Here is a 10,845-nt window from a genome sequence, read left to right on the forward strand (position 1 = left end):
TTACGGATTTGGGTGTCTGAGGCAGTATAAAGTGCAAGAGTAGATTTGTGAAATCAGCTCTGTTGAACGACTTCTTGCTTCTTAAGCGGAAGCTTGATGATAAAGGTGGTTCCCTTTCCTTCTATGGAGGCAAAGGATATACTTCCTCGATGGACTTCGATAATTTTTTTACAGATGGCGAGTCCAAGTCCGGTACCGCTCGATTTTGTTGAGAAGTTGGGTACGAATATTTTCGATTTATCCTCTTCGGATATACCCTGTCCGTTATCCTCAATCTCAATAAACGCACTCTGCCGTTGCGTGTAGCAGCGAATTTTAATGATTCCCCCTTCCGGCATGGCTTCAAAAGCATTTTTAACCATATTGATGATGACCCGTCGCAACTCGTCATTGACCCCTTCTACAATGAGGTTATGAGGCGGGAGTTCTGTGACTATACTGGTCTCTTCATCATGTTGATAAAGGTCCTTAACTGATTCAACCAGTGAATTCAGGCTCACGCTTTCAAACTCCTGATTGATAGGTTGAGAAAATTTTGAGAAGTCACTGGCAATATTGTTGAGCGACTGGATTTGGGTAATAATATTTTTTGTGATCTCTTTGATGCGCGGCTTGAGCTCATTAACATCCGCATCCTCGGAGGCCAGTTGCCGTTCAAGATGCTGTACGTTGAGCTTTATGGGAGTAAGAGGATTCTTAATCTCATGAGCTACCTGTTGAGCCATCTCTTTCCATGCCGCCTCACGTTCTGCGGCTGCCAGTTCTTCCTGAAGATCTTTAAGGCGGCTGACCATTTCGTTATACGCTTCGGCAAGACTCCCGATCTCATCGTTACTCTTAACCGGTATTTTAGTGTCGAGATCTCCTTCGGATATCTTATTTAATCCCCTTTGAATATAGATAAGCGGCCGGGTGAGGCGTCGTGATACCAGGGCCGTACCACCGATGAAGAGTCCGAATATCACAAGATAGAGAATGATCAGGTAACTGGTTGTCTCCAGTAGCTGCTGGTCGTATTTCGGTGACTGCAGAAATGTAGGAATGGCTACGGCAGCAACCGGACGATTCTCAGCCGATAACACAGATCGAAAACCGATTAACAGGTCCTGCTGCGCCAGGGAGACCCTTGTGAGACCTTCCCTGAGCTGCTCATCATAGAGATCCCGATAGACAGGGAAGGGAATGGTATTTGGTAACAGGTGCTGCTGATAAATCTGAGGAGTTGTAGATGTAGTGAGGGTTCGATTCTTATAGTAGGAGGCATCTACGTTGAGCGGATTCACCAGTGAATCCAGACTAAACGGAAGATTCTTATTCGCTGTCGGAAGCGCTGCAAAATTATTCTGTGTCGATTGCGTAAGGCTTTCCAGCTTATCAAATAGCTCCTGCCGTACAATTTCTTCGTTCTGGTATTTGATGGCATAGTGGGTGGTAACTACAAGCAGAAGTAAGAAAATGAGCGTAGCAAGAAGGAAGTTGTCAAGAATACGATTCCGGAAACGCTCATCTTTTCCATGCAACGTGAATGAATGTATACCGGTGGCATGTAGGATCAGTGCGATAAAGCAGGCTGAGATGAGCAGTGTAAAATTCAGCCTGAAGAATGAAAACAGAACATTTTTATAGTCCGGTTTAATCGTGCTTACTTTCAGCACTCTGTCAGGAGCCACTCTCCAGACCAAGTTGCGATAGGTTCTTTGAAGCTGCTCACTGGTATAGTAGAAAAGACTATCGGTTTCCAGTTGCCTCTGTTCCGGACCACGCAGCCTGTTGTATTTAGGGAAAGAGCCGGTTACACCCTGCTTAAATGAATTTACAAGCTTTCCTTTGAGATACTCCTGCATCAAATAGGAATTGCTCCAGTCGTTATACGTTAAAGCTGCCATGACCGCCCGAATAGGCTTATTAAAATTGGGGCGTTCTTTATACACTGAGCAGAGAATCCAGGCAATGGGATCGTCTTCCTCGTCCTCATCCGAAGTTACATTTTGCTCTTCTTCCCCAAAAAGAGGAATCCAACCGCGAGAGAAAGTGCTGTAATCCTGCTTGTTGATGAGTTCCGGGAGCTGCACGATGGGTCGATTATTATTCCTTGTAATCTGTTCGATATCTAAGGCCACCCCGGAGAGTCTGGGAATATCAAAAACCTGCACCCAATTTGGTGAACTTAGATCGGTTGAATAGTCAGCAATTAGGTTGCCATCAGGTTTTACCAGTTGCAGGTCAATAGAATATCGTTGGCGGTCTTCAACGATGAGCTCTTCAATAGTACCGGTGAATTCCGATTGTATAAAGGGAACCCGGTTATTCAAATCCTCAGTGGTTATCTCGTTTAACTCTTGTTCCAGCTCGCTAAGGATGTTTGCTGTCAGATCGCGTACCTCTGTGTCTTCATCCTGGGTAAAGGCCATAGCTCGTTCTTGCAGGCTCATATCCTGTTTTTCAAGGGAACTGTTGTAGGTGATGGTGGTTCCGATAAGTGCTAGGATAAATGCGGCAACCACAATCGCACGAAGTGTAGACAGCTGGTCCATCAGCGATGGGTTGTTAATATAGGCATAGGCAGTCAACAGTATTGCTGCAAAGTAGATAATGCTGAAAACAAACGCCCAGTTAAACTGTATGACTTCCGGTATGTAGAGCTGTGCTACAAGTAGCGCAATCAAAAAACCGGTTGTAATAAGCGTTGCTATAAGTTTACGCTGGTCCCGACCCGATCGAATGAAAAACCTGTTAAGTGCGGTTAAGAAGAGCCCGGTAGAAAACAACATCAGCCCCAGGAACAGGTAATAAAACAGGGTAGCAGCCGGGGGAATGATCTGAAGACTCATCAGCAGTAAGTTACTGTTGTCGCTGACGATATACGATATGTAAAAAGCTCCCAGAATCGCCAGCACATTGATTATCCCGACAATTAGTGAAATTAGTATGGTTGTAGGGTACCAGAATGATTCAAGGTGTATGCGCTCTTTATTCAGGTTTCTGCTGATGGCAAATGCTCCCAGAAATATAAATAAACCGTCGCGGGCAAAGCTTCCCAACGTGCGATAGGTTTCAAGGAGTTCGGAGGATACTCCTGTTCCGAATAAATCCGATATCCAGCGCTGTGGTATGGAGAGGTAAAAGCAGATCAGCCAGCCGGAGATAACAATGGCCAGTTGGAGTAGCAGTGACTTCCAGCTGGTGAATATGTCAAGCCAGAAAAACAGCACGATCCCGATACATAGCAGACTGAAGGCAGCAAATATAGACCGCCAAAACTTGGTATCATCCAGCCAATTGGAATGGGCATTTTCAAGTTGGCCCGGTAAGGCAAAAGCGGTACCAATAGAGTCCTGATTGATATTTACCAGGGCCTGTTGTTGAATAGCATTCTCAGGTGGCTCATTGAAAAAATTGAAGCTCACAGGGTAGTATAGTACGTTTGATACCGACTCAAGCAAATGGTATTCACTGCTTTGGCCGATTGGCAGGGCGTTAGTCTGCTCTATCCGGGAAGTGGTATACAAACGATAAATCATGGGTGGCTCATTTTCGCTATTAAGCCTTATACTCGTTTCATATAGCCAGAACGTCACATTATTTTGTTTACGCACGGAGAGACTCGGACTCTGCCGATTACGTACTGTTGGTATAGCGTCCAGGGAAAAGTTGCTCCACACAAAAGAAGAGTCATTGCGGGTAAGAGAAGCACCCCAGAAAGAGGTATAACTGCTTAATGTGCTGTAGATGTTACTTCGAGTGGCACCCTGACGCAACTGCCTTTCTACGATAACTGAAAGTTCACGGCTTTCTTCGTAAAACGTACTCTGCCTTTCATTAAATAGGTTTACCGCATTATCAATACTTTCGCTGATAAACTCAGAATTGATCTGGGATACCGGTTTTATGGAATATCGCCAACCCTCAAGGCCTAGACCGGCAATTAGAAGGAATAGTAAGGTCCATCCCAGGGTACGGTAGGGATGCTTATGAGTAGGTTCACTTTGATAGTTCATCCATTGAATGCCTTTAGCTGTGCAACAGCTAAATATGAGCGGAAATTAAAGCTGAATCAAGTTAGGTATGTCAGAATCGGGCTTACCCTGCAATACACCGATTATGGCATCGGCCGCCAGCATTCCGATTGACTTGCGCGATTGGTGCGTGGCACTGGCTATGTGTGGTGTAATTACGCAATTCGGGGCGTTTAGAATTCGAGGATGAACTTCAGGTTCGTTTTCAAATACATCCAGTCCCGCACCGCCTATGATACCGGAGTGTAACGCCTCGGCCAGTGCTTCTTCATCGATAACAGGACCGCGTGCTGTGTTTATAATGATGGCATGATCGGGCATTGCGGCGAGAATATCGCGATTTACAAGATGGTGCGTTTCATCGGTCAGCGGACAGTTCAGGCTCAGGACATCACATTTTTCAGCAAGTTCACGGACGCTCTTCATATAAGTGGCATCCAGTTCATCTTCCAATTCGGACTCCACGTGCGAACGGTTATGGTAGCAAATATTCATGCCGAATGCTTTGGCCCTGCGTGCAAGTGCGGTGCCGATTCGTCCCATCCCTACGATGCCCAGTGTATTGCCATTGAGCTCCATGCCTAAAAAGCCAAGAGGCTCCCATCCCTCAAATTTACCTGCTTTCAGGTAGTCTTGAGCTTCAACAATTTTTCTTGCGACAGCAAGCAGAAGTGCCATACCGAGATCAGCGCTGCTTTGGGTCAGCACATCGGGTGTGTTAGCTACTTTTACATCATTCTTTTTCGCCGCTTCCAGGTCAATATTATTATAACCTACAGCATGGTTGGCAATGATTTTCAGTTTACTGCCCGCTTCTATGACTCGTGCAGTAACTGGATTCGAAAGCATAGGTAACAGGGCGTCATAATTGGGTATCGCCTTTACCAGCTGTTCCTCATTATTAAAATCGCCTCTTTTTCCGACATCCACACGGAAATGGTTCTCCAGTCTTTGGACAACCGATTCAACAATGGGTTCGGTAATAAGGACGCGATACGACATTGTACCTATTTAATTGGATATGTGTGTTCATTAATCGTGACGCTGGAAATCTCTGAGAGCACATCGGCGGAAATTCCTGAATGTATATACGAGTAGGAAGTCAGCACCTGAGCGCACATTTGGTCGGTTTCTCTCCAGGCTTCGAGGGTAATATGGACGGACCCCTGAACCAATGAATCGGTAGCTGAGGCCAGGTGGGTGCAGGCATCTGGGAAGCTTCCTGAAATCAGCAATGCCCTTCGGTTTTCGTAGGTTATGGCTTGAACAGAATCTACGTAAATAGTTGATTCCTCTACATTCTGATCACCGGGCGGGTTTAGGCTTACTAGGTTCTGTATATCCATATCCCGGTTACTGTTCTTTTCTGAGGAGGCACAGGCAGATAGCAATAAGGTTGTAAGTAATAGCAGTAAGAACGTTCTCATTGAGCGGCTTTGGTGTCCTCCACTTTAATGATTTCTGCGTCATTCCACATCTTTTCCAGCGCATAGTATTCGCGCAACTCTTTCTTAAATATGTGAACCACAACATTCACGTAATCAAGGATAACCCATCTGCGGCTGTCGCGTCCTTCTTCTTTCCAAGGTTTCTCACCCAGCTGTTCATTGGTTTGCTTTACAACGCTGTCAGCAATAGCCTTGATCTGTACATCGGTTGCGGCGTGGCAAATGACAAACTTATCCGCCAGTGTGGTCAACTCATGAACGTCCAGAATGGTAATATCTTCGGCTTTCTTATCCAGTAGCCCTTCAGAGATGGCTTCAATAAGTTTTTGTGAATCTGCCGTTTTATTTTCGTTGACGCTTTTAAATTGTTGATCAGGCTTTTGAGCTTTTTGGGGCATATACGAATTAATTGAGGTTGAGTGAGTTATAGTCAGAACCGATTACAATCGTGGCATCCAGATAAAAATCATCCGAAGCCTCCACGAGAATATTTTCGGCGTTAATGCCGAGTGCTTTGGCTACCCGCTCGGCGTTGTCAGTGTTATAAGTACGGGAAATAATTATAGTTTCCTGCATATCAAAATTGTCGAAATTGCCGGTCTCGACAACATCAAATCCATTTTTTCGAAGTGCTGAAGTAAACTGATTTGCCAGTCCGGCAACACCGCATCCATTTAAAACTTCAAGCTGAATGATATCGCCAATTAATTGAGGCTGCTCTTCTGCGCGTTCATTTTGGATGCGAGGGTACACTACCCGCGTAAAGAGACCGAAAATCAACAGAAAGAGCAGTAAACTTAAAAATCCTATAACAGCGTTAAGTACAAATGTGTTTGAGTCTTTCTTGTTGGCCATTAATTAATGGAAGTTCCGTCAGTAATTTGAATCGTAGAATGAGTTATAGAATGGATTATAGCGGTCGTTGTAATAACCGTATCGACTGTAGGCAGGAACCTGCTGAAAACTAATACTGATATTACTCTTTTCACTAAGCTGGTAATTAAGTTCGGCATTCCTGACTACGAAATCCACACCCGCACCGTTACCATTACCATATCCGTTCAGATAGCTGTTTCCGAAAGGTGAATGTAGCAGCGAAAGATCCACGCGTCCGGTCATTCTATCAGAAAAGAAAAAATGCATGGTATTGGTGTAAGCGTTGATGTTTTGATACTGCCCGCCGACGCTGCCAAAAGTCATGGAATAAGAATGATCCATTGTCATGTTGAACAGATTGCTGAGATTGCCCGGTTCGGCAGATCGCTCTTTAACTATTCCGCCAAGATAATCTGTGGAGCTGTTTAGGTTTTTTCGGAGCTGGGCAAAACCTGCAGTGCTAACTAAAAAGAATAGAACTGTAAGGAGTGAAATTTGGCTGATTTTTTTCATAGCAGGTAATCAAAAAATTCTTGGTATCAGGAATAAATATAACGCTTTGGAAACTAAGAAAGTATAATAAAGTGTACACCCACAATAAAGTTCCGAAACTGGCGGAGGCGGAGGGATTCGAACCCCCGGAATCGCAAAGCGATTCAACGGTTTTCGAGACCGCCCCATTCGACCGCTCTGGCACGCCTCCTGGAGTATAATTTGGGAACTTGTCCTGCGGAATAAAATAGAGTATATTTACAGGCTTTGTATTTTTTCAAAATAACGGTATAACCAATTAAATAAAAGCCCGCGCTTCGATAATGAAATTAACTGATTTTAAATTTGAGACTGAAGACTTTAATGTTCCTGATGAACCGGTCGAGCCAAGGGACGCCGCTAAGCTTATGGTGCTCGACAGAAGTGACAAATCTATTAAGCACGAAAAATTTTCTGACATCCATAAGTATTTTAATGAAGGGGATGTTCTTATCTACAATAACACCAAGGTTTTTCCTGCTCGTCTGAAAGGTAAGAAGGAGAAGACCGACGCCGATATCGAAGTATTTCTGCTCAGAGAACTTATGCCGGAAAACATGTTGTGGGACGTACTGGTAGAACCTGCAAGAAAAATACGTATAGGAAACAAACTGTATTTCGGTGAAGATTTAATGGCTGAAGTCATCGATAATACCACCTCGCGCGGCAGAACCATGCGTTTTCTTTTCGAAGGCACAAACGAAGAGCTGTATGCCCGGCTTGATGAAATCGGTGAGATGCCATTGCCTCCGTATATTGAAAGAGATCCCGTTGAAGAGGACAAGGAGCGCTATCAGACCATTTTTGCCAAAGAGCGGGGCGCCGTTGCAGCACCGTTTGCAGCCATGCATTTTACTCCCGAACTGGTAAAGAAACTGGAAGATAAGGGTGTTGAGCTGTTGCCTATCACCTTGCATATCGGCTGGGGTACCTTCCGACCGGTAGAGGTTGAAGACCTGACCAAGCACCGTATGGATTCCGAGAACTACTATATTTCCGATGAAACTTCAGCAAAAATTAACGAAGCTCTAAAGAGCAAGAAGAATAAGGTGGTCGGTTGCGGCACCACCGCCGTTCGAACTATTGAAACCAGCATCACCGCTAGTGGCATATCGAAGCCGGGAACGGGATGGACTGACAAGTTCATTTTCCCGCCTTATGATTTCAAAATTACCGAATCGGTTATTACCAATTTCCATCGTCCGGAATCGACGATGCTCATGCTGGGTGCGGCTTTTGCCGGATATGACTTCCTGATGGAAGCTTATGAAGAAGCCCAGGAAAAGGATTACCGTTTCTTCGCATTTGGAGATGCCATGATTATCGTATAGTGTGTTGACAAAGGCTACTTTAATCATACCTGCTGCCGGATCAGGGAGTCGACTGAACAGGGAGACTCCTAAACCGTTTCTGGAGATTAGCGGGAAAACAATTCTTGAGCATACCATCCTGAGATTTCTCGGACTTGAGAGTCTCGGACAGGTTGTGGTAGCGACTTCCCCGCTTTACCTTAACAAGGCTGAAGAGATACTTAATAGTGTTCTACCGGAGCATATTTTGTTTCATGTCATTGAGGGAGGAGCGGAACGCCAGCATTCTATCTTCAATACACTGAAATTTGTGGATGACGGTAACCTGGCGATTGTGCACGATGCAGTCAGGCCGTTCGTTGAGCTGAAGCATATTGAGAATTGTTGCAAAGCTGCGATGCAAACAGGTGCTTCTGTATTGGGTGTTCCGGCAAAAGATACGATCAAAAAGATCGACAAAGATCAGATGATCTTAGATACACCGTCCCGGAGTTTTTTGTGGCAGGCCCAGACTCCACAGGTGTTTAAAAAGGAGATTTTGCAGGAAGCTTATCAGAAGGCATTTGAGGAAAACTTTATCGGCACCGATGACGCTTCTCTTGTTGAGCGACTTGGTCATCCGGTAAAGATGGTAGAGGGAGACCGATCGAATTTCAAGATTACCTACCCGCTTGATTTGAAACTTGCTAAGCTTTTACTCAGTAGTTAGAAAATGGATAGTGATTTCCGAATAGGTTATGGTTATGACGTTCACCGGCTGGTTGAGGGGAGGGATCTGGTACTGGGCGGAGTTACGGTTCCGCACAAGCGGGGTCTGGACGGCCACTCGGATGCCGATGTATTGCTGCATGCTATTAGTGACGCTCTCTTAGGTACTCTGGCCCTTGGTGATATCGGTAAGCATTTTCCCGATACGGATGAGGCATTCAAAAATGCCGACAGTCGCCGGTTGCTGAAAAAGGTATACAGACTGATAGAACAAAGAAGCTATCACTTGGTGAACATTGATTCAGTGATAGTGGCCCAGAAACCCAAACTCGCATCATATATTGATGAGATGCGCCAAAATATTGCAAGCGACCTGGCGTTGGATTTAGACCGTGTTAGCGTTAAAGCCACGACATCGGAGATGCTCGGTTTTGAAGGAGAAGAGAAGGGCATATCGGCCCGGGCTGCAGTATTAATTTCAAAGGGTAGCTGATTTTGGAACAGTTTACTCAAGAACTTATTCAATGGATTCAGGGTCTTCCTCCTCTCAGTATCTATGCTGTCTTTTTCCTGGTGGCCTATTTCGAAAATATTGTTCCCCCGGTTCCGGGTGATGTGCTGGTGGCTTTTGGAGGCTACCTGGCTGCGGAGTCGGTCATTGAACTGTTGCCGGTGTATATCTTGACAACCGTGGCATCAGTTATCGGTTTCATGACCATGTATTGGCTTGGCAGTCACTGGGGCGCTCAGATTGAGGAGCAAAGAGAACGCTTCTGGCTTATGAGGTTCATACCTCTTAAGTATATGAATAAGGTTCGCAATTGGATGGGCAAGTGGGGGCTGGGTGTGGTTATGGCTAACCGTTTTCTTGCAGGTACCAGGTCGGTTATCTCACTGACAGCGGGGATCAGCCATACGGCAATTCCGGGTACGGTGTTAAGTTCAACCGTCAGTTCTCTATTGTGGAATGGGATACTGCTCGGCGCGGGCTGGATCGTACACGAAAACTGGCAGATAATTGGGGATTACCTTTCCATTTATGGGCGAGTGATTCTGGCTATTGTAGTTGCGTTCATTATTATAAAGGTCCTTATGGCCCGTTATCGCAATAAATATCAAGGAAAAGGTGAAGAGTCCTGACAATGAAGTCATAGAATTTTTCCTTCATTTGGATGTTGACAAAATTCAAAACTATGATTAGCTTTCCAGTCTTTCGGCTTTAGGCTATTCATGACTGTGCGGACAGTCCGAAAGCCGGTAATAAAGTCGAAAGAAAACTCGACATGCCGGAGTAAAAGGCAGTAGTAGAGTCCCGACATAAGCCAGCGTAGCTCAGGGGTAGAGCAGCTGTCTTGTAAACAGCCGGTCGTCGGTTCAAATCCGGCCGCTGGCTCATGTCGGGAATTAACAGACCGGGTGGTAGATCAAAAATGATTATGCGCTGAATGCCTGCCCGATCGAACAAATTTGGTTGAAAATTAATCCGTCATTATTTTCAACTTGTTTTGACTTATTGACACCGATTTTGGGGGGATACCAAAGTGGCCAACTGGGGCAGACTGTAAATCTGTTGGCGTAAGCCTTCGTAGGTTCGAATCCTTCTCCCCCCACAGAGGCTAAATGACAAAGTCCAAGCGACAAATTTCAAAAAAGTCTTTTTGTTATTTGAGTTTTGGCATTTGTGATTTAACCAAAGCGGGCGTAACTCAATTGGTAGAGTGTCACCCTTCCAAGGTGAATGTTGCCAGTTCGACTCTGGTCGCCCGCTCGTCCCTTTACGAATCGCTCTGATAAGCCGTTATAGCTCAGGGGTAGAGCACTTCCATGGTAAGGAAGGGGTCGTCGGTTCAAATCCGACTAACGGCTCACAGGTTGGGCGAGCATATATGCTTATATATAAAGTGATTTAAACAATTAACTGTAAATTATTTACTCATGGCAAAAGAGACATTTCAG

The 10,845-nt window shown here is 45.2% G+C and carries 10 protein-coding genes and 5 tRNA genes; 8 read left to right on the plus strand and 7 right to left on the minus strand.

Annotated features, from left to right (window positions below):
• Window positions 1-53 precede the first annotated feature (53 nt).
• The 7 genes from G3570_RS15925 to G3570_RS15955 all read right to left on the minus strand — a co-directional run bounded on the left by G3570_RS15925 (window position 54) and on the right by G3570_RS15955 (window position 7,043).
• Window positions 54-3,998, minus strand: a complete 3,945-nt coding sequence (locus G3570_RS15925) for an ATP-binding protein (RefSeq protein ID WP_165143863.1) — start codon at window positions 3,996-3,998, stop codon at window positions 54-56.
• A gap of 45 nt (window positions 3,999-4,043) precedes the next feature.
• The gene (locus G3570_RS15930) at window positions 4,044-5,018 is read right to left on the minus strand and encodes a 2-hydroxyacid dehydrogenase (RefSeq protein WP_165143864.1); all 975 of its coding nucleotides are present in this window, start codon (window positions 5,016-5,018) and stop codon (window positions 4,044-4,046) included.
• Between the two features lie 5 nt (window positions 5,019-5,023).
• On the minus strand, window positions 5,024-5,443 hold the full coding sequence (locus tag G3570_RS15935; protein WP_165143865.1) for a hypothetical protein: 420 nt from the start codon (window positions 5,441-5,443) through the stop codon (window positions 5,024-5,026).
• Window positions 5,440-5,862, minus strand: a complete 423-nt coding sequence (gene rsfS / locus G3570_RS15940; RefSeq protein WP_165143866.1) for a ribosome silencing factor — start codon at window positions 5,860-5,862, stop codon at window positions 5,440-5,442. The genes G3570_RS15935 and rsfS overlap by 4 nt, the downstream gene beginning before the upstream one ends.
• 7 nt (window positions 5,863-5,869) lie before the next feature.
• Entirely contained in the window at window positions 5,870-6,319 is a 450-nt protein-coding gene (locus G3570_RS15945) for a LytR C-terminal domain-containing protein (RefSeq protein WP_165143867.1), read from the minus strand.
• A gap of 18 nt (window positions 6,320-6,337) precedes the next feature.
• Window positions 6,338-6,853 carry a hypothetical protein gene (locus G3570_RS15950; RefSeq protein WP_165143868.1) on the minus strand — a complete coding sequence of 172 codons (516 nt, stop codon included), beginning with the start codon at window positions 6,851-6,853 and terminating at the stop codon, window positions 6,338-6,340.
• A gap of 99 nt (window positions 6,854-6,952) precedes the next feature.
• A tRNA-Ser gene (locus tag G3570_RS15955) sits at window positions 6,953-7,043 on the minus strand.
• A gap of 112 nt (window positions 7,044-7,155) precedes the next feature.
• Here G3570_RS15955 and queA point away from each other — a divergent pair.
• From queA to G3570_RS15995, 8 genes are all read left to right on the plus strand, one after another.
• A complete protein-coding gene (gene queA, locus G3570_RS15960) occupies window positions 7,156-8,202 on the plus strand; it encodes a tRNA preQ1(34) S-adenosylmethionine ribosyltransferase-isomerase QueA (RefSeq protein ID WP_165143869.1) in 1,047 nt (348 codons plus the stop codon).
• 4 nt (window positions 8,203-8,206) lie between these two features.
• Window positions 8,207-8,890 carry a 2-C-methyl-D-erythritol 4-phosphate cytidylyltransferase gene (ispD, locus tag G3570_RS15965; protein ID WP_165143870.1) on the plus strand — a complete coding sequence of 228 codons (684 nt, stop codon included), beginning with the start codon at window positions 8,207-8,209 and terminating at the stop codon, window positions 8,888-8,890.
• Between the two features lie 3 nt (window positions 8,891-8,893).
• On the plus strand, window positions 8,894-9,382 hold the full coding sequence (gene ispF / locus G3570_RS15970) for a 2-C-methyl-D-erythritol 2,4-cyclodiphosphate synthase (protein WP_165143871.1): 489 nt from the start codon (window positions 8,894-8,896) through the stop codon (window positions 9,380-9,382).
• 2 nt (window positions 9,383-9,384) lie between these two features.
• On the plus strand, window positions 9,385-10,029 hold the full coding sequence (locus tag G3570_RS15975; RefSeq protein WP_249067223.1) for a DedA family protein: 645 nt from the start codon (window positions 9,385-9,387) through the stop codon (window positions 10,027-10,029).
• A 181-nt stretch (window positions 10,030-10,210) separates the two neighbouring features.
• Window positions 10,211-10,282, plus strand: a tRNA-Thr gene (locus tag G3570_RS15980).
• A gap of 134 nt (window positions 10,283-10,416) precedes the next feature.
• Window positions 10,417-10,499, plus strand: a tRNA-Tyr gene (locus tag G3570_RS15985).
• 85 nt (window positions 10,500-10,584) lie between these two features.
• A tRNA-Gly gene (locus G3570_RS15990) sits at window positions 10,585-10,657 on the plus strand.
• 26 nt (window positions 10,658-10,683) lie between these two features.
• Window positions 10,684-10,755, plus strand: a tRNA-Thr gene (locus G3570_RS15995).
• Window positions 10,756-10,845: the final 90 nt, after the last annotated feature.

The sequence above is a fragment of the Halalkalibaculum roseum genome, from assembly GCF_011059145.1.
Classification (GTDB): Bacteria; Bacteroidota; Rhodothermia; order Balneolales; family Balneolaceae; genus Halalkalibaculum; species Halalkalibaculum roseum.

Excerpts from the sequence above, each read along its gene's own strand:
- ispF (WP_165143871.1), top strand. The coding sequence starts at position 8,894 with ATGGATAGTGATTTCCGAATAGGTTATGGTTATGACGTTCACCGGCTG.
- G3570_RS15945 (WP_165143867.1), bottom strand. The coding sequence starts at position 6,319 with ATGGCCAACAAGAAAGACTCAAACACATTTGTACTTAACGCTGTTATA.
- G3570_RS15925 (WP_165143863.1), bottom strand. The coding sequence starts at position 3,998 with ATGAACTATCAAAGTGAACCTACTCATAAGCATCCCTACCGTACCCTG.
- G3570_RS15935 (WP_165143865.1), bottom strand. The coding sequence starts at position 5,443 with ATGAGAACGTTCTTACTGCTATTACTTACAACCTTATTGCTATCTGCC.
- queA (WP_165143869.1), top strand. The coding sequence starts at position 7,156 with ATGAAATTAACTGATTTTAAATTTGAGACTGAAGACTTTAATGTTCCT.
- rsfS (WP_165143866.1), bottom strand. The coding sequence starts at position 5,862 with ATGCCCCAAAAAGCTCAAAAGCCTGATCAACAATTTAAAAGCGTCAAC.
- G3570_RS15930 (WP_165143864.1), bottom strand. The coding sequence starts at position 5,018 with ATGTCGTATCGCGTCCTTATTACCGAACCCATTGTTGAATCGGTTGTC.
- G3570_RS15950 (WP_165143868.1), bottom strand. The coding sequence starts at position 6,853 with ATGAAAAAAATCAGCCAAATTTCACTCCTTACAGTTCTATTCTTTTTA.